We start from the raw sequence: 17,981 nt of genomic DNA on the forward strand, positions 1-17,981 counted from the left end.
TTTACCCAGCAGGACCTTGTGTGCGGAGCGGCGCAGGCTGGCGCCGCTGCCCAGGCCCTTGGCAAGCACGATGCCCACCAGGATCGCCGGTATCTCCAGCAGTACCACAAAAACGGGCATATAGGCTTCGTAGCTGATTCCGCGCGCGGCCAGGTAGGCGACGACCACAGCGAAGGTTCCCACGCTGACGGAGCCGTAGTGCGCGGCCACAGCGGCCGCATCCGTCCGCGGCAGGCGCCCCAGGTACAGCAGTACCGGATAGGCCAGCAGGGGCAGGGCGAAGCCCATCGCGATCACCGCCAGCATCTGCGGCACCAGCGCCAGGAACGGCTGCCGTGCCAGCTCCATCCCGCCTTTCATGCCAATCGCCAGCAGCAGCAGAATACTCAACAGCTCGTAGACCTGAACAGGGAGACGCAGCTCGGAACGCAACACCCCGGCAACGATGCCGAGCAGGAAAAACATGACTACCGGGTCAAGCAAGCCCGTTTCCCTCTGCCCCGCCCTGCGCGAGATGCAACAGTGTCTTCAGGCCCGGCTCCAGTAAACCGGGTTTCGCGGCGCACAGCGTAGCGTGGCCCAGCTTGCGACCCGGCTTGGTGCGCTTGCCATATACATGCAGGTGGGCATCGGGAACGGCAAGCACTTCGCTCGCCGCCGGAACATGGCCGACAAAATTGACCATGGCGGCAGCGCAGCGCGCATCGGTGGCGCCCAGCGGCAGGCCCGCAACAGCGCGCAGGTGATTCTCGAACTGGGAGGTCACAGCACCCTCTATGGTCCAGTGCCCGCTGTTGTGCACCCGGGGAGCATACTCGTTGGCAAGCAGACTGGTGCCGACCTGGAACAGCTCTAGCGCCAGCACCCCCACATAGTCGAGAGCCTCCAGCAGGCGCTGGCAATGCTGCTCGGCAAGCGCTTGCAGAGGTTCTTCCAGGAGCGCCCGGGAGACGCTGAGGATTCCATTGCGGTGCAGGTTTTCCGTCAGCGGCCAGAACCGGCACTCGCCCTCCCGGCTGCGCACGGCAATGACCGACACTTCGCGGTCAAAGGGAACCATCGCTTCCAGCAGGCAGGGAACCCCGCCGACCGCAGCCCAGGCCGCCTCCGCGGCAGCGGCCTCCCGCAGGACAACCTGCCCCTTGCCGTCGTAACCCATGCGCCGTGTTTTCAGCACTGCCGGCAGGCCCACCGTGTCGATGGCGGCGACCAGGTCCTCCAGGGAATCCACAGGGACGAAGTGCGCCGTAGGCAGCTCCAGATCGTGGAACAGGGTCTTTTCCAGCAGCCGGTCCTGGGCCACCGCGATCGACCTGCGGCCGGGTGCCAGCCCGCGGTGCTGCTGCAGGTAGTCTAGGGCCGCCAGAGGCACGTGCTCCACCTCGGTGGTCACCACATCAACGCCGGCCGCAAACTCTGCCAGCACGTCCTCAGCGGTAAACGCGCCGGCGACGACCCTGCCCACCTGCGCCGCGCAGGCTTCGGCCGCCGGCTCCAGGGAAATGCACTGCAGACCGAGGGGATGCCCTGCCAGGGTCAGCATCCGCGCCAGCTGGCCGCCGCCCAGAATACCTATCTTCATGCCGGCTGCTGCCTCGGGTCCGGGTGCTCCAGCACGAGTTCCGACTGTTGCTCACGATAGCGGCGCAGGCGCTCGCGAAGTTCCGGGTCAGTGCCGGAGAGTATAGCCGCAGCCAACAGCGCGGCATTGACTGCGCCGGCGCTGCCGATGGCCAGCGTCCCCACCGGAATTCCCGCCGGCATCTGCACGATCGACAGCAGTGAATCCAGTCCATTCATTGCGCGCGACTGCACCGGCACCCCGAGCACGGGCAGCAGGGTCTTGGCTGCCATCATTCCCGGCAGGTGGGCCGCCCCGCCGGCTCCCGCAATAATCACCCTCAAGCCCCGTTGTTCCGCGGATTCGGCATAGGCGAACAGCTTGTCAGGCGTACGGTGAGCGGATACCACTTCCACTTCATGGGGTATCTGCAGCGCGGTCAGGGCATCTGCCGCGCCCTGCATGGTTTCCCAGTCCGAGCGCGAGCCCATGGTGATCCCCACCAGCGGCAGCGTCACAGCTCGCGCCCCGGGACGGCTGTCGCCACAGGGGGGGCAGGGGAATGGAACAGGGACATGGCTCTCCTCGCGTCAGGGCAAATCGGGAGCATAATGATCGGCGCGCATGCTGCAGAAAGCAATAGCTATGATACATTCGATCTAACTCCCGGTTAAATTCGAAAATACCTTATATGACACCCCTCAATTACAACCACCTCTACTACTTTTTCCACGTCGCCACAGACGGCAGCATTACCCGCGCCAGCGAACGACTGAACCTCACCCCGCAAACCATCAGCGGGCAGATTGCCGCGTTCGAGGAGCAACTGGGAACCAAGCTGTTCCGGCGCGAGGGTCGGCGGCTGCGCCTGTCGGCAAAGGGCAGGCAGATCTACAGTCACGCCGAGACCATTTTCCTGCTCGGCAGCGAGATCCGCCAGATGCTGCAGACAGACTACGGCGCCAGCGAAGTCTTCCGCGTGGGCATCACCGATGTCATACCCAAGATTCTCGCCAACCGCCTGCTGCAACCTATTCTGCAGCGGCCGGGCCAGATGCGGCTGGTCTGCCATGAAGGCGACCAGCAGGCCCTGCTCGCGGAACTCGCGGTAAACCGGCTGGACTGCATCATAACTGACCAGCCGCTGGAGTCCGGCAGCCACATCAAGGCCTGGAACTACAGGATCCTGGACAGCGGCTTTACCTTTTTCGCCGTGCCGGAGCTTGCCGCCGCCTGCAGCGAGCAGTTTCCCGCGAGCCTGTCCGGGCAACCGTTCCTGGTTCCGGGCCGCAAGGCCAGCATGCGGTCGTTCCTGATGGCCTGGTTCGAAAAGCACGGTATCGCACCGGACATCATCGCCGAGTTCGACGACAGCGCCCTGCTCAAGTCTTTCGGCCAGGCCGGAATTGGCATTTTCGCCGCCCCCACTATTATTGAGGACTACGTGATGTCCCAGTACGGGGTGGCCGCGATCGGGCGCACGCGGGAGTTCGTCGATACCTTCTATGTGATCTCCCCCGAGCGACGCCTGCAGCATCCGGCCACCCTGGAAATCGTCAATACTCCCCTGGCAGAGCACTGAGGAGCACAGGCCCCGCCGCCACTAGCGGGCGAGATCGCGCCGGAACGGCGGCAGCGAATCGAGGATAGCCTGGCCATAGCGACGGGTGAGGAGGCGCCGGTCCAGCAGGGTCACACGGCCCGAGTCCTGCTCGGTACGCAGCAGGCGACCACTGGCCTGGACCAGCTTCAACGCCGCATCGGGCACACTGATCTCCATGAAGGCATTGCGGCCCTGGGCCTCGACCCACTCCGCCAGCGCCGCCTCTATCGGGCTGTCGGGAACCGCGAAGGGGATCTTGGCTATCACCACGTGGCGACAATAGGCGCCGGGCAGGTCCACCCCCTCGGCGAAGCTGGCCAGGCCAAAGATAACGCTGCCCCGTCCGGCGTCGACGGCCTCCCGGTGCTGGCGCAGGATTTCCTGCTTGCTGCCGTCCCCCTGCAGCAGGATCAGGTGCCCCAGGCTTTCGCGCACCCCCTCGTATACATCCTGCATTTGGCGCCGGGAAGAGAACAGCACCAGGCTGGCTTCACTGCGGTCCAGCAGACCGGGCAGCTGTGTCACCAGGGCCGCGGTATGGGCCTCGGCATCGCCGGGGTCGCAGTCCATGGGCGGTACATGCAGGGTGGCGCGCGAATAGTCAAACGGGCTGGTTACCACTTTGAAGGTGGCCTCCCGTGGCACGCCGGAATGGAGGATAAACCGCTCGAACGAACGCAGGGCGGTAATGGTCGCGGAGGTCACCACCACCCCCGCCGCCCGGGACCACAGGAACTCATCCAGGATATCCGCGGCGAGGATCGGGCTGCAGCGCAGGTCGAAACCGAACTGGCCGCCGCTGTCGAGCAAGGTGATCCAGCGCGCCTTGGGCGGGACTTCGCCCTCACCGCTGACTGCATACTCCTGCCACAGATCCAGGGTCGACTCAGCCCGCCCCAGCAGGGCACCCAGGCTGAGGTGCCAGGTTTCAATCTCGCCCTTGTCCAGCCCCGCGTCATCTTCTTCCAGAGCCTCTTCCAGACGGCTCTCTATCTTCGCCAGGCCACCGGCAAGCTGCTGGAACTGGTTGACCAGTCCGGCAGCCAGCGACTGCAGGACCTCGGGCACGCGCCCGTGGGCAAAGCGCAGCTGCTGGTCATCACCGCGGCCATTGCCCGGCGGGCGATCGGCAAACAGCGTCGCCACCGTTTGTTCGGCAACCTGCAGCCCCGCCTGGGCCTCATCCATCACCGCAGGCAAGGCCTGCAGCGAGCGTTGCAGGTCGGTAAACGGCGCCAGCGCCGAGGCGGCCTGGGCCAGCAGTTTACGGCTTTCCTGCAGCCACTGGCCGGTGGTGTGCAGGCGACAGAAACTGGCGAAGTGCGACAGGGCCTTGTCCGGCAGGTGGTGGCCCTCGTCGAAGATATAGATGCTGTCTTCAGGCGCGGAGAGGATGGCGCCACCGCCCAGCGCCAGGTCAGCCAGTACCAGATCGTGATTGGCAACAATGACATCGGCGTACTGCAGCTGGTCCCTGGCACGGAAAAAGCTGCACTGGCCGATATTCGGGCAGCGGCGGCCGCTGCACTGGCTGTGATCGGTAGTGGCGCCAAACCAGACCGCTTCCGGCACCTGGCCGGGCCAGTTGTCCCTGTCCCCGTCCCATTCGCCGCGGCCCAGGGCATCGACCATGGCGCTGTAGACCGGCAGGGCCTCGGCGGACTCGGGCGCCTGGAATTCGTCGGGATACAATGGCAGAACATCCCCGCCGCCGCTGCCGGCGAGCTGCCGGTCCAGCTTCGACAGGCAGACATAGCGGCGCCGGCCCTTGGCCAGGGTATAGCTGAACTCCAGCCCGCTGTGATGGCGGATATCCGGCAGGTCCTTGTTGACGAACTGTTCCTGCAGGGCAACGGTAGCCGTGGCAACCACCAGCCGCTTGCCCAGGGCCTGGGCCAGGGGAATCGCCGTTACCGCGTAGGCGATGGTCTTGCCGGTGCCGGTGCCGGCCTCGATCACGCATACCGCGGGAGATTCCGGATCGGCACGGCCGGTAGCGGGGACAATGCGCGCCAGGGCATTGGCGATCTCCGCGATCATCTGCCGCTGGCCCCAGCGCGGGCTGAGACCCTTGCCCGCCATGATGGCGGCATACGCCTCGCGGATCTGGTCCTTGAGGGCGTCGCTCAGCAAGGTGGTGAGCTATCCCCGGCGGCCGCCAGGGCCAGTTTGCTGGCGACGGCGTTGCCGTAAATGGCCAGGGCAAATGGCCTGTGCTCCGCGGGCAGCGCCTCCATCCTGGCCCGGAACCCCGCCTCCGAACAGCTTCCCGCCTCAAGGGTGAGGTTGTCCGGAATCCCTGCGCCGTCGCCATGCAGCATGCGGTAGGCGTACAGGTTGGTGGGATGCAGGCAGTACAGTGACACCACCTGGCGATCGATTTCCTCCGCCACCTGGTCCGCATCGGCGAACTCTCCGTTCAGCGGGGTGCCGAAGGCGACGTGAACCCGCCCCTTGCTACCGGAAATGCCGCGAGCGATGGAGGCCACATCCTCCTGCTCGGCCTTGGCGTAACTGCCTGTGGTGCTGCGCAAATACAGCTCCCGCGCCTTGAGCCCGTCGCAGGGATCCAGTTCGTAGGAAATCGACACCGGCACGATGCCCAGTGCGTTCACGACTTCACTGAAGCTCTCGACCTGCTTGTCCCGGCTCATGGCCAGCATCTTGACCACCGCCGGCTCAGTGCGGTCGACGCCATCCTTGGCCCTGCCTTCGCGCTGGGCGATCCACACCGGCGCCCTCTCCTCCTGCAAGGACATGCGAATGTAGCTCGCCAGGTGGCGAGAAGCCGCGAGCAATGCGCGACCACTGCCGGGAGAGCGCTTGACAATAAAGCTCTTGTTGAGGCGCATCAGGTCGGAGACCCAGGGCTTGGTCAGCAGGTTGTCGCCAATCGCGATACGCACCGTCTGGTGCCCGCCGCGATGCAGAGCGTAGTTGGTAAATGCCGGGTCCATTACGATATCGCGGTGATTGCTCATGAACAACCAGGGCCGCCCGGGGTCCAGGGTTTCCAGGCCGGAGACGGAAAACCCCGCCGTGGTGTCCTCGATGACCTTCTCCACGTAGTGCTTGATCACCATCTGCATGCCGTGAACATCGCTGACACCCCGCAGCTGGCGGCTGAGATACCAGCGCACCGCCGGCCGGCACAGGGCCGGCGCCAGCGCCGCCACTTGCCCAAGGCTCAGCCTGGCGATCGAATCCAGCAATTCCCGGTCGCCCAGAAGACGCTGCAGCACCGCGGGCACCTCGGCGTCGCGGTAGGGGCGGATATCGGCAAAGGGGTCATTCAAACAGGAATCCTCGGGACAAAGAAGCGGCACACGATACCCAAATTCACTGGCGGCGTCATCCGCCCGATCCGGCCACAGGGCGGGCCGCCCCGGCGCTGACAGCGACGCAGTGTTCTGCTACGCTGCGACCGCCCCGCCAGAGTCACGCCCTTTTTCGGAGGAACCATGGAAGCGACTTCTGCATCACTGTTCACCTTTGGTCTCGCCACCCTGCTCGCCAGCTGGGTGCTGCTGTTGATACAGTCCTGGGAAGAAGACTACGCCTGGGGTCTTTGCACCCTGATCCTGCCGCCGTTCGCCTACCTCTACGCTCTGTTCCGCCTGGACAAGGCCGGCCAGGCCGTGCTGCTGGCACTTATTGGACTCATCCTGATCTGGCTGGCCTGACTCCCACACCGGGCCGCCAGGTCATGATTCGGGCGGCCTGGCTCACCCAAGGGGCTGCCGAGCCGGCCCATTAAACATTTGTAACCTGGTGCGCCCGCTCTCACTTCCAGATTTTTATTCTTTAAAAACAATATGTTAAAAGATAAAGGCAGCCTCACCGCAGCTCGCCTGTTACCCTATTTCCCACTATCTTACAAAACCGTAACTGTTCTACACGCGTAACTTACGGGTATCCTGAACTCAATCCGGTCGCCATCGCGCCACTGCGGCTCAGGCTCACTTCCAACCCGTACTGTTGAAAAAGGACTTCGTCATGAAATTCGCCAAAGTTGCTGCCGCCTCTGCCCTGCTGGCCCTGTCTGCCGGCGCCTTCGCTGCCAAGCCCACCAGCATTGTCTTCCAGGGCAATCATGAAACAGCCGCCGGTGTCGCTTACGCCGAGTACCTCGTAAAGTGTTCCAACGGCAAGACTGCCACCATGACTGCCTGGGAAAACCGTCGCCAGTGGTGTGCGGGCAATGAGCAGAACGATCAGTGCGAACGCAAGCAAATCAAGGCCGCCAAAGCCGCCTGCGACGCAGCCTGAGGCGCTACTCCAGGTAGCGCCGGCGCAGCTCTTCGCGCTCGGCGCTACCGACCCCCAGCACTTCCTCCAGATAGGTGTCCACCGCACCGTAGTCAGCAATGGCTTGCAGGGCGCGTTCCAGGTACGCCTCGTGCACTTCCAGCATCGGCAGGATTGCCTCCTCCGGCACTGAATCCAGCCCGTACTTCGCGCGCAACCGGTCCACTTCCTGTTGCGGATGGTAAAAGCGCGCTGTAAGCATGTAATCCTGCATGACCTGCTCCACCGACACACCCAGCGCCAGCAGGATCACGGCCACGGCAAAGCCGGTGCGATCCTTGCCCGCGGCGCAGTGCACCAGGAACCGCGCATCCTGGCGCTGCAGGATCTCGCGGAACATGCGCGCGTAGGTCGGCCCCTGACTCTCCACGAAGTCGCGGTTGATCTCCACCATGAAGTCGAACATGGGCTGGCGCCCACCCAGATCCAGCCGCCCCTCGGTGAACGCCGCGGCATTGCTGCCGGGCGTAATCGGCAGGCTGGCCACCTGTGGCTGCCTCGACTCGGGATAGCGGCTGGGACTGCTCTGCTGTTCGTCCTCGCGGCGGAAGTCGCAGACCAGATCCAGCTGCAGACTGTCCAGCAAATCCAGATCCTGCGGCGTAAGGCCCGACAGCTGGCCCGAGCGATACAGATACCCCCAGCGCACGCGCCGGCCATCGGCTCCGCGATAGCCGCCGAAATCGCGGAAATTGGGAGTCCCCTGCATCCCCAGCTTGCGTTCCATGGCCAACACCTCATTGCCGTGCTGGTCGCTCAGGCGAAACTGGTGCCGCCGCGCCGGCGGCAGGCCCGCAATGCGAGCACGCGGGGCGGCCTGCTCATAGTGCGCCTGCACCTGGCCATGGCTGCCGAGCGGATCAACCTGGACCCGGGTATCCGGATGGCTGGCCGCCCATTCGATATGATAGTCGCCTTCCGGGGCGCGCCAGATCTGTACTGTATCGGTAATCAGGGGCATGGGGTCTCTCTGGAGTATGCAGTGGTTGGTTGGGGACGCCTCAGCCGGGATGGCCCGGGCCAGCGGGTAACGCCAGCACAGCCCGCAGCAGGGTCTTCACCAGCGCCAGCTGGCGCTCCAGCGCCTCCTCGCTGAACGGGTCCTGGCCCAGCAGGTCGCGGTACATTGGCGCCATGGTGACATAGGACATTACCAGGTTGTTGAAGGCCATCACTGCCCAGGGCTGGAGCCCCGCCTCTCCCAGAGCGCGCAGGCCCGGCTGGGCCAGTCCTTCGTCGGTGCCGAACATGGGCTGGAAAAATCGTTCGATCAGGTCGTTGGTACCGGGCCCTCCGGACAGCGCAGCATGCTGTAGCAGGCGCGCCAGGTTGGGATTGGCGTGGTGCTTGCGGACTATCGTCTCCAGCCAGTCCTGCAGGCGCTGGTCACTGATGGGACCCCTGGTCAGCTCCTCCATCGGCGCCGCAAAATCATCCAGCAGGCGACCCAGCACGGCCCGATAGAGCGCCTCCTTGTTGCGGAAGTGGTTGTACAGGCTGGGGGAGCGGATGCCGACGCGCTCGGCGACGTCCCCGAGGGAGGTTCCTTTATAGCCCTTTTGCGCAAACAGGTCCTCGGCCGCATCGAGGATGCGCTCCGGCGTGGTCGCCGCGGGCTCCCGGGCAGATCCATTGGTCATGCGAACAGTTTCCGTTGTGGCAGGACAATCGCGCAGTATACCGCAGCGCGCCCCCATCATGAATTACTGCCGGGACTGCAGACAAGCCTGCGGTTGACAAGCAAGGGCCCAATGTGAATAATCTCGCCTCCTGAATTTTGCCAACCCACGAGGATTCCACAGTGGCCAACTCCCCACAAGCCAAGAAGCGCGCTCGCCAGGCCGAAAAGCGTCGCGCCCACAACTCCAGCCTGCGTTCGCTGGTGCGCACCAACATCAAGAAAGTCATCGCTGCCATCGGCACCGGTGACGCGCAGCAGGCGCAGGCCGCCTACGACAGCGCCGTACCGGTTATTGACCGGATGGCCGACAAGGGCATCATCCACAAGAACAAGGCCGCCCGGCACAAGAGCCGCCTGAACGCGCAAATCAAGGGTCTGGCTTCCGCCTGACCGGGCATCTGCATCGCACAAAAAAGCCGGCGGTCAGCCGGCTTTTTTGTGCCTGGAGAAAACGGCCGCCAGAACTCGCAGCGGCTTGACGCCAGTTCCCGGGACCTGGCGCCCTCCGGTCTCTCCGGACTGGCTCAACTCGCCTTGCGCGGAGCCTCCTCCTGCTCCTTGAGCTTCTGGAAATCCGCCAGGATGCTCTGCTCGTAGCCTTGCGCTTCCTCGGTATCCAGCGGGCGCTCCAGCAGCGCCCAATCGATATCACCGTCCGTCGCCAGGTTTTCGAACTCCAGGATACCCAGCGCTTCAAACTTGGGCCTGATCTTGTCGGTCAGCAGGCCGATACGCTTCAGGTTCGGAATCACGCGCTGGAACAGCAGGTTGCGGAACGTGGACATCACGAAGCCCTCCAGCACCTGCAGGCGGGCCTCTTCCACATCCCAGCCGAAGTGCGCGAAAACGTCAGTGGCAACCAGGCGCTCGCGGCTGACCACGCAGGCCTCATAGGCGAACTGGGCCCGCTCTTCGCGCTCTTCATCGCTCAGGGTCTTGACGAACTCCTCCAGGTAGTTGACCCCGAAGGTCACATGGCGCGCCTCGTCCCGGGTCACCAGGTACACCACGTCCTTGAGCACCGGGTCCGGCGTGGTCTCGCGGGTGGTATTGAAAGCCGACAGGGCCAGACCCTCGATGACCAGCTGCATGCCGATGAACTTCATGTCCCAGCGCGCATCGGTCAGGATCTTGTCGATGATCGACTTGAGGTGGGTATTGATGGGGTACATCACGCCAAGGCGCGTCTGCAGGTACTTGTTGAACACCTCGACGTGACGGGCCTCATCGAAGGTCTGCGACGCGGCATACAGCTTCGCGTTCAGGGTCGGGGCGCAGGAACAGAGCTGGGAAGCCACCAGCAGGGCGCCCTGCTCGCCATGCAGAAATTGCGACAGGCTCCAGGCGTTCATGTGCAGCCAGAATTCCTTGCGGGTCGGCTCATCCATGTCCAGGTAGGGCTGGTAGGTATGCAGGTTCATCAGCTCCGGCATCCGCTCCTCGTTCGGCCAGGGGCGATCCCAGTTGATATCCATCTCCGGATCCCAGTTGAGCTGCTTGCCAAGGTCGTACAGCTTCTTGATCCGGTCGTCCTGCACCTTGTAATCCCAGTTGTAGGAACCGGTCAGGGGCGTGTTGAATATTTCCGCGATGTGATCCACATCGTCGGCGGTCAGCAGGTCCTCAAGATCGGGATTGTCGCGCGGATAATCCGCACCAGCGAAGTGCTGTATCTTGCGGGGGGTGCCGGTCCATTCTACTTTCATGTCCATTCTCCTGGCTGCTTATAGTATTTCTACAACGCTACTATGGGAGAACTCGCCGGGCCCAACAAGGTAAAGTCTTGTCAAAATAAAGTCATTTGTGGCCAAATAGCCCAATGCCCAGAGCCAGCGCGCCCGCACAGTACGCTCTTATCCTCATCGACATGGTCGAGGGCCAGGGGCATCCGCGAGATCGCCTGCTGGCCGGCACCTCCCTGGCGGCCTCCGGGCTCACCGGCATCGGCGCCCGGGTCAGCGAGGAGGACTTCAGCCGCCTGGTAAGCAATGCCTTTGACATTACCGGCGACAACGCCCTTGGCCTGCACCTGGGACTGCGCCTCAACCTCAGCGCACACGCCGTACTGGGCCAGGCTTTCATGACCTGCCGCGACCTGAACCAGGTGATGGAGTTGTTCCTGCGCTACTACCACCTCCTGTCCTCGCCCATGCTGCACCTGGAACAGGATGTGATCGACGATCGCTGCGTGCTGACTACCGTGAGTGCGCCGCGGGAAGAGCCGGTGGAATTTGCCAGTGAGATGATGTACGCCGCCATCTTCAACACTCTGCGCGGCCTGCTGGGCAGGAACGATCTCGAACTGCGTGTCGAGCTGCCGTACCCACCTCCGGGCCACGAGCAGGTCTACTACGATGTGTTTGGCGAGGACGTGCACTTCAACTGCGCGCTGGGGCGGATATCCTTCGATGCGGCGCTGCTGGACACCCCCCTGCCCCTGTCCAACCCGGCACTGCGCTCCCTGTATGAGGAGGAGTGCGCCCGCCTGCTGGCAGACCTGGAGGAAAGTGCCTCCGTGGCCGAGCAGACCCTGCGCCTGCTGCGGAAGCTGGAAGGACAGTACCCGCAGATGCCCCGGGTCGCACAAATGTTGAACTTCAGCCCGCGCACCTACCGCCGGCGGCTGGAGCAGGAAGGCACCTCCTACCAGCTCATGCTGGACCGGGTGCGGGCTGAACACGCCACCCGCTATCTGCAGAACAGCCGCCTGCCCCTGTCGACTATCGCCTACCTGGTCGGGTTCAACGACGCCTCGAACTTCCGCCGGGCCTACCAGAAGTGGACCGGAAGGGCGCCGCGGGAGCTGCGGGGTGAGTAATCGCCCGGCCCTGTCCGTATACCTCGGCAAGCGGGCGGCGGCGACCATCGCGGAACAGGGCTGGCACCCGGACCTGTTCAGCCTCTTGCTGGGCGCCTCCGGCGGCCCCAAATGGCTGATCCTGAGCCGGCTTGACAGGCTGCTGTTTGGCGATTTCCTGCCGCGCAGCCAGCGCCAATTGTCCGTGCTGGGCTCATCCATCGGCGCCTGGCGGCACGCCTGCCTGGCCCAGGCGGACCCGGTGGCGGCGCTGGAGCGCTTCGAGCAGGCTTACCTCGAGCAAACCTACTCGCAGCAGCCCGGGCCGGCGGAGATCAGTGCGGCCAGCGCGCGCATGCTTGAGCACCTGCTGGGAACCGGCGGCGCCAGTGCCATCGCCGACCACCCGCGCATCCGCAGCCATATCGTCACCGCCCGCGGCCGCGGCCCGGCGGGAGCAACCCGGCCCGCCGTGCTCGCCGCCGCCATGGGAGCCGCCGCCGTCGGCAACTCGCTGCACCGGCGCCTGCTCAACTTGTCCTTCCAGCGCGTTGTGTTCCACAGCGGCACAACGCCGGCTCCGCTGCTCGGGCTGACCGATTTCGAGACAGTCTACACCCCGCTGCGACCCGCCACTGTACCTCTCGCCCTGCATGCCAGCGGCTCGATTCCCTTCCTCCTGGCGGGAGAGCGGGATATTGCCGGAGCGCCTGCGGGGCAATACTGGGATGGCGGCATCATCGACTATCACTTCGACCTGCGGCAGTACCGGGGTGAGGGCCTGATGCTGTACCCGCACTTCGGTGCGGGCATCACCCCGGGCTGGTTCGACAAGTTCCTGCCCTGGCGCAAGACCGGTTTCCGGCACCTGGATGACCTGGTGCTGCTGTGCCCCAGCGGCGATTTCGTGGCCTCCCTGCCGCAGCGGAAAATCCCCGACCGCTCCGACTTCAGGCGCCTGGATGCCGCGGCACGGATTGCCTACTGGCGAGCCTGCCTGGACCGCGGCCAGGCCCTGGCGGACGAATTCGCGGCCCTGCTGGAGAATCGGGATCCGCTGGCCGGGGCCACCCTGCTCAGCTGATCATCTCGTCGAGATAGCGCTCCACTTCCGCCTTCAGGGGGCGCTGGAACGCCGACACCAGCAGGCCCAGCCGCACGGAGACATCTACCACGCCATCGTGAAAGGACAGCAGGCCGTCGATACCGCCGCCCTTGATGCGAACACTGTCACCCTCCCAGCGCGAGCGCACGCCGTGCTCATCCTGCAGCCGGTCCGCCAGCTGCTGTGCCGCGCGCCGCAAGTCCTCCTTGGGCATGGTGTAGGGTTTGGTGAGCCGGAATCCCGCCATGATCGCCTGTGCCTGTTATGGTGTAATGCCAGTAGGTTAGCCCTTACCTCGCTGCATGACCAGCCAGTTCCCCGCCAGTACCAGGGCAAACCCCGCCAGACCCGCAAGGGTCCATTGATAGCCCTCGAACAGGGTGGATATCAGCAGGGCGACAACCGGGAACATGAGCGAGCTGTAAGCGGCGCGGCCAGGGCCGATCTGGCCAATCAGGGTCACATAGGCCCAGAACGCAATCACCGAACCGAAAATCGCCAGATAAAGCAGGGACGCGATGTAGGAGACATTCCAGTCGAGAACAATGGGCGTCCCCGTCAGCAAGGCGGCGGCGTAGAGCGTGACCGCCCCGTACAGCATCCCCCAGGCATTGCAGACCAGCACCGGCAGCCCGTCCCGGCTGTTGCGGGCAGCAAAGATATTGCCAAAGGAGGCACAGCAGGTACCCAGGAAGCACAGCAACAAGGCGCGCAGACTGGCATCGGTCAGGCTGAAACTTTCAACCTGTGGCAGGAACACCGCCAGCATGCCCACCAGGCCTATCCCCGCTCCCAGCAGCGTCATGCTGCTGGTCGGCAGGCGCAGAAAGATCGCGCCGTTGACCATGTTGAGGATCACCTGGGTGGAAAACACCACCGCCACGAGACCGCTGGGCAGCTCCGCACTCGCAGCGTAAATGAAAATGTAGTTGCCGCTGAACAGGCACAGGCCCTGCATGAACACCATGCCATGATCCCGCCCGGACAGCGGCGACAGCCGTCGGCGCAATACCAGATAGAGGAAAATGAGCAGCGCAGCCAGCATCGACCGGTGGGCTATCGACACCATGGGTGCCACGGTGCCAAGCTGGAACTTGATGGCGATCCAGGTCGAGCCCCAGATCACCACCGTGATGACATACAGCAACAGATTGTTCATGGGCACCGGCCAGCGCAAAGCGCGGACTTTACCGTATCTGCAGGCCCGGGCCTATGGCGGCGAGAAGCGCCGCCGGGGGTCAGCCCTTGATAAACTCGCCAGCGTACCAGTTCAGCATGGCAATCTTTTCGTCCAGCGGCTTGTCCGGCTCCATTTCATAGACATTGCGGAAGCCGATGATCACATCGGTGACACCGATGTCCTCAAGTTTGCGGATACCCGCCTCGGTAAACGCGTCCTGACCGGTGGTGTAGATCCGGAATGTCCGGTCGCTGGTACCGTACTCGGCGCGCAGCTCATGCAGGCGGCGAATGTAACCCTCGAGCTGCTCCATGTCGGCACCGGCGCACATCCAGCCATCCCCTGCCTTCGCCGCCCGGCGCAGGGCCGGTTCCGCATGCCCGCCCACGAGAATCGGGGTCGGCGCGGTGGGGGCCGGGCACATCTTGATCGCGGGGAGTTTGTGGATCTCGCCGTCGTAGCCGAAGAACTCGCCGGTCTCCAGGCCCCGCAAAATATCGATCTGCTCGTCCAGGCGCAGGCCGCGCTTCTCCCAGGGCACGTCGCAGACGGCGAAGTCCTCTTCCCAGGGGCTGATGCCGACACCGAAATCAAACCGGTTGCCTGACAGGGCCTGGATGCTCTGGACCTGTTTGGCCACGACCGCGACCTGGCGCACCGCCAGCTTATAGACAAATGTCGCAAAGCGGATCTTGTCGGTGACCGCCGCCATCGCCGCCACGGCGATCAGGCTTTCCAGGAAAGGCACGCTCTCCAGGAACTCGCGGCTGCCATCCTTGTTATACGGGTACTTGGAGCTCGCTTCCTGCGGGTAGCAGATGCTGTCCGGAATGGTAATACCCTCGAAACCCGCCGCTTCCGCCGCCTGCGCCAGGGGCAGATAGTGGTCGGCATCGCTCATCCCGATCTGGTAGCTGAATCTCATGGTGTCGCTCCTGTCTGTTGGTTGGCCGGCCGCCCCGCGGACGCCCGCTGCTGTCACTGCCGCCACTCTAACCGGCTTGGGCACGGCGGTCATTGCCGGGTTGAAAATAGCCCCGGCTGGCCTCAAATACTGAACCTTGCCCTGTACCAGCATACGTCCCGCCGGCGCGCCGGGATCAACCTGACCCTGAATGGATTACACTTGCCCCATGAGCCATGACAGCACCAACGCCGTTCCGGCAGCCGACAGCAGCCGCCGGTTCCTGTTCGAACAGGCCGATATCCGTGGCGAGATCGTCCAGCTGGACAGCAGCCTGCGCGAGATCCTTGCCGTGCACCAGTACGCACCGGGGGTGCAGCGGCTGCTGGGCGAGTTCCTCGCCGCCGCCACCCTGCTGAGTACGACCCTGAAGTTCGAGGGCCGGCTCATCCTGCAGGCCCGCAGTGGTGGCCAGATCCCGCTGCTGATGGCGGAGTGCAGTAGCGAGCTGCAGATACGCGGCATCGCCCGCGGCGCCCAGCTGGCAACCGCAGAGGATTTCGACCAGCTGCTGGCGGAGGGTACCCTTGCCATCACCGTCGAGCCGTTGCGTGGCAAGCGCTACCAGGGCATCGTCCCCCTGTCCCGGCACTCCCTGGCCGCCAGCCTGGATGCCTATTTCGAGCAATCCGAGCAGCTGCAGACCCGGCTCTGGCTGGCCTGCGACAGCCAGTCCGCGAGCGGCCTGTTGCTGCAGCAGCTGCCCGCCCAGCTCAACCGTGACCCCCAATTGCGCCAGCAGCAGTGGCAGCATGTCTGCACCCTGGGGGAAACCGTGACCCCGGGTGAACTCCTGCAGCTGGCCCCCGCGGATCTGCTCTACCGCCTGTATCACGAAGACCCGGTGCGCCTGTTCGACCCGCGCCCTGTCGCCTTCCAGTGCAGCTGCTCCTTGCAGCGCAGCCGCAATGCCCTGTCGGCGATAGCCCCCGCTGAACTGGAGGACATACTCCGGGAGCAGGGCAGCATCAACATGGACTGCGAGTTCTGCAACCAGCAGTACCGGTTCGAGCGCGAGGACCTCGCGGACCTGCTGCGCACCGGTCCGGCACCGACGTTGCACTGAAGCTCGGCGAACATCGCCGATTTTTTCTCCAATCTGGTTCGCATCGGGGGGCTATTCTGACATAATGGCGCCCCCCGAAAGACCCACAGAGGCAACTCCGCCCCGGTTGGCGGGCTGCTCCCGGCAGCATGAATGACAGGACACACCATGACCCTTGATATCAACACTCCCCGCGAGTTCATCGACCTGGGTATTGCGCAGCTGGTTGAAGAAGCGCTGAAGCGCAACGAAGGCGTCCTCGCAGACAGCGGCGCCCTGTTGGTCACCACCGGCCACCGCACGGGCCGTTCCCCGGCGGATCGATTCATTGTCCGCGAGGCCAGCACCGAAGACAGCATTGAGTGGGGCTCCGTCAATCGCCCCTTCGACAGCGAGCGCTTCGACGCCCTGTGGGACGAGGTCGAGGCTTACCTGGGCGAGCGCGACCGCTTCATCTCACACCTGCACGTGGGCGAGCACAGCGACCACTACCTGCCAGTGAAGGTTGTCACCGAAACCGCCTGGCACGGGCTCTTCGGCCGCAACATGTTCATTCGCCCGACCCAGTACAACGTCGGCCGCAAACCGGAATGGACCGTGCTCAACGCGGCAGGATTTGTCTGTGCCCCGGAGGATCACGGTACCAACTCGGATGCCATCGTGGTGCTGAACTTCGCCCGACGCAAGGTGTTGATTGCCGGCATGAACTACGCCGGGGAAATGAAGAAGGCCATGTTCTCGGTGCAGAACTTCCTGCTGCCGGAAAAGGACGTGATGTCCATGCACTGCTCCGCCAACGTGGGCGAGGACGGTGATACCACCCTGTTCTTCGGCCTCTCGGGCACCGGCAAGACCACCCTGTCCGCGGATCCCGAGCGCTACCTGATCGGCGATGACGAGCACGGCTGGGCCAAGGGTTCCGTCTTCAACATCGAGGGCGGCTGCTACGCCAAGACTATCGACCTGAGCCAGAAGAACGAACCGGTGATCTGGGACGCCATCCGCTTCGGCGCCATCATCGAAAACGTGGTCCTGGATGACCAGCGTCACGCCGACTACAGCGACACGTCCCTGACCGAGAACGGGCGCTGCTGCTACCCGCTGGAGCACGTGGCCAAGCGCACCGAGGCCAACGCCGGCGGCGAGCCCAAGTGCGTTATCTTCCTGACCTGTGACGTCTCGGGTGTACTGCCCCCGGTCTCAATCCTGTCCAAGGAAGCGGCCGCATTCCATTTCCTCAGCGGCTATACCGCCCGGGTCGGCTCCACCGAACTGGGTGCCGCAGCCGGCATCCACCCGACCTTCTCAACCTGCTTCGGCGCGCCCTTCATGCCGCGCCCCGCCAGTGACTACGCCGAGCTGCTGATGAAGCGCATCGACGACTTCGGCAGCCAGGTCTACCTGATCAATACCGGCTGGACCGGCGGCTCCGGCGCCCCCGGCGGCAGCGGTTCCCGCTTCCCGATCCCGGTCACCCGGGCGATCGTGGCAGCGGCCCAGAGCGGCGCCCTGCTCAACGCCCCGCGCGAGCACCTGGATATCCTCAACCTCGATTTCCCCACCGCCATCCCCGGCGTCGATCCCAAGTACGTCAACCCGCGCAACAGCTGGGGTGACATCAAGGCCTACGATGAACAGGCCACCAAGCTGGCGACCCTGTTCCAGGAAAACATCAGGAAGTTCGATGTTTCCCCGACTATCGTCGCTGCGGGGCCGCAGGCCGGCTGACACAGAACG

Annotated in this window: 19 protein-coding genes; 8 read left to right on the forward strand and 11 right to left on the reverse strand. The window is 64.3% G+C overall.

Annotated elements, in window-relative coordinates; genetic code table 11:
• The 3 genes from RJQ10_RS12940 to purE form a co-directional block, all read right to left on the reverse strand.
• A partial coding sequence (locus RJQ10_RS12940; protein WP_350147234.1) for a sodium-dependent bicarbonate transport family permease occupies positions 1–483 on the reverse strand: 483 nt, incomplete at its 3' end.
• Entirely contained in the window at positions 476–1,582 is a 1,107-nt protein-coding gene (locus tag RJQ10_RS12945; RefSeq protein ID WP_350147236.1) for a 5-(carboxyamino)imidazole ribonucleotide synthase, read from the reverse strand. The genes RJQ10_RS12945 and RJQ10_RS12940, both read right to left, overlap by 8 nt.
• Positions 1,579–2,052, reverse strand: coding sequence for a 5-(carboxyamino)imidazole ribonucleotide mutase (gene purE / locus RJQ10_RS12950; protein ID WP_350147269.1), 474 nt, complete (start codon positions 2,050–2,052; stop codon positions 1,579–1,581). Before purE ends, RJQ10_RS12945 begins: the two co-directional genes overlap by 4 nt.
• 200 nt (positions 2,053–2,252) lie before the next feature.
• Here purE and nhaR point away from each other — a divergent pair, with 200 nt between their 5' ends.
• Positions 2,253–3,143 carry a transcriptional activator NhaR gene (nhaR, locus tag RJQ10_RS12955; RefSeq protein ID WP_350147238.1) on the forward strand — a complete coding sequence of 297 codons (891 nt, stop codon included), beginning with the start codon at positions 2,253–2,255 and terminating at the stop codon, positions 3,141–3,143.
• A 21-nt stretch (positions 3,144–3,164) separates the two neighbouring features.
• On the opposite strand, the gene dinG is transcribed toward nhaR, so the two are convergent.
• Both dinG and RJQ10_RS12965 read right to left on the reverse strand, forming a co-directional pair.
• Positions 3,165–5,297, reverse strand: a complete 2,133-nt coding sequence (gene dinG, locus RJQ10_RS12960; protein ID WP_350147240.1) for an ATP-dependent DNA helicase DinG — start codon at positions 5,295–5,297, stop codon at positions 3,165–3,167.
• Complete coding sequence (locus tag RJQ10_RS12965) at positions 5,291–6,460, reverse strand: 1-acyl-sn-glycerol-3-phosphate acyltransferase (protein WP_350147242.1); 1,170 nt, start codon at positions 6,458–6,460, stop codon at positions 5,291–5,293. Before RJQ10_RS12965 ends, dinG begins: the two co-directional genes overlap by 7 nt.
• A gap of 165 nt (positions 6,461–6,625) precedes the next feature.
• On the opposite strand from RJQ10_RS12965, the gene RJQ10_RS12970 reads away from it, so the two are divergent.
• Positions 6,626–6,847, forward strand: a complete 222-nt coding sequence (locus RJQ10_RS12970; protein ID WP_350147244.1) for a hypothetical protein — start codon at positions 6,626–6,628, stop codon at positions 6,845–6,847.
• Positions 6,848–7,160: 313 nt separating this feature from the next.
• On the forward strand, positions 7,161–7,433 hold the full coding sequence (locus tag RJQ10_RS12975; RefSeq protein WP_350147246.1) for a hypothetical protein: 273 nt from the start codon (positions 7,161–7,163) through the stop codon (positions 7,431–7,433).
• A gap of 4 nt (positions 7,434–7,437) precedes the next feature.
• Here the strand turns inward: RJQ10_RS12975 and RJQ10_RS12980 are convergent, their stop codons facing one another.
• Positions 7,438–8,433, reverse strand: a complete 996-nt coding sequence (locus RJQ10_RS12980) for a tyrosine-protein phosphatase (protein WP_350147248.1) — start codon at positions 8,431–8,433, stop codon at positions 7,438–7,440.
• Positions 8,434–8,473: 40 nt separating this feature from the next.
• Positions 8,474–9,112, reverse strand: a complete 639-nt coding sequence (locus tag RJQ10_RS12985) for a TetR/AcrR family transcriptional regulator (RefSeq protein WP_350147249.1) — start codon at positions 9,110–9,112, stop codon at positions 8,474–8,476.
• A gap of 161 nt (positions 9,113–9,273) precedes the next feature.
• Here RJQ10_RS12985 and rpsT point away from each other — a divergent pair, with 161 nt between their 5' ends.
• Positions 9,274–9,543 carry a 30S ribosomal protein S20 gene (gene rpsT / locus RJQ10_RS12990; RefSeq protein WP_350147251.1) on the forward strand — a complete coding sequence of 90 codons (270 nt, stop codon included), beginning with the start codon at positions 9,274–9,276 and terminating at the stop codon, positions 9,541–9,543.
• 134 nt (positions 9,544–9,677) lie between these two features.
• Here the strand turns inward: rpsT and RJQ10_RS12995 are convergent, their stop codons facing one another.
• On the reverse strand, positions 9,678–10,859 hold the full coding sequence (locus RJQ10_RS12995) for a ferritin-like domain-containing protein (RefSeq protein WP_350147253.1): 1,182 nt from the start codon (positions 10,857–10,859) through the stop codon (positions 9,678–9,680).
• Between the two features lie 113 nt (positions 10,860–10,972).
• Between RJQ10_RS12995 and RJQ10_RS13000 the strand changes: the two genes are divergently transcribed.
• Positions 10,973–11,971 (forward strand): AraC family transcriptional regulator, encoded by a 999-nt coding sequence (locus RJQ10_RS13000; RefSeq protein ID WP_350147255.1) that lies wholly within the window; start codon positions 10,973–10,975, stop codon positions 11,969–11,971.
• Positions 11,964–13,034 carry a patatin-like phospholipase family protein gene (locus RJQ10_RS13005; RefSeq protein ID WP_350147257.1) on the forward strand — a complete coding sequence of 357 codons (1,071 nt, stop codon included), beginning with the start codon at positions 11,964–11,966 and terminating at the stop codon, positions 13,032–13,034. Before RJQ10_RS13000 ends, RJQ10_RS13005 begins: the two co-directional genes overlap by 8 nt.
• On the opposite strand, the gene RJQ10_RS13010 is transcribed toward RJQ10_RS13005, so the two are convergent.
• From RJQ10_RS13010 to RJQ10_RS13020, 3 genes are all read right to left on the reverse strand, one after another.
• Positions 13,027–13,302, reverse strand: a complete 276-nt coding sequence (locus RJQ10_RS13010; protein WP_350147259.1) for a polyhydroxyalkanoic acid system family protein — start codon at positions 13,300–13,302, stop codon at positions 13,027–13,029. The two genes, RJQ10_RS13005 and RJQ10_RS13010, sit on opposite strands and share 8 nt — an antisense overlap.
• A gap of 36 nt (positions 13,303–13,338) precedes the next feature.
• The gene (locus tag RJQ10_RS13015; RefSeq protein ID WP_350147261.1) at positions 13,339–14,214 is read right to left on the reverse strand and encodes a DMT family transporter; all 876 of its coding nucleotides are present in this window, start codon (positions 14,212–14,214) and stop codon (positions 13,339–13,341) included.
• A 79-nt stretch (positions 14,215–14,293) separates the two neighbouring features.
• On the reverse strand, positions 14,294–15,160 hold the full coding sequence (locus RJQ10_RS13020; RefSeq protein ID WP_350147263.1) for a TIGR03619 family F420-dependent LLM class oxidoreductase: 867 nt from the start codon (positions 15,158–15,160) through the stop codon (positions 14,294–14,296).
• A 208-nt stretch (positions 15,161–15,368) separates the two neighbouring features.
• On the opposite strand from RJQ10_RS13020, the gene hslO reads away from it, so the two are divergent.
• Both hslO and RJQ10_RS13030 read left to right on the forward strand, forming a co-directional pair.
• Positions 15,369–16,265 carry an Hsp33 family molecular chaperone HslO gene (gene hslO / locus RJQ10_RS13025; RefSeq protein WP_350147265.1) on the forward strand — a complete coding sequence of 299 codons (897 nt, stop codon included), beginning with the start codon at positions 15,369–15,371 and terminating at the stop codon, positions 16,263–16,265.
• A gap of 147 nt (positions 16,266–16,412) precedes the next feature.
• Entirely contained in the window at positions 16,413–17,972 is a 1,560-nt protein-coding gene (locus tag RJQ10_RS13030) for a phosphoenolpyruvate carboxykinase (protein ID WP_350147267.1), read from the forward strand.
• The last annotated feature ends 9 nt before the right edge of the window (positions 17,973–17,981 follow it).

Origin of the sequence: Haliea sp. (assembly GCF_040222615.1) — a bacterium.
Taxonomy (GTDB): Bacteria; Pseudomonadota; Gammaproteobacteria; order Pseudomonadales; family Halieaceae; genus Haliea.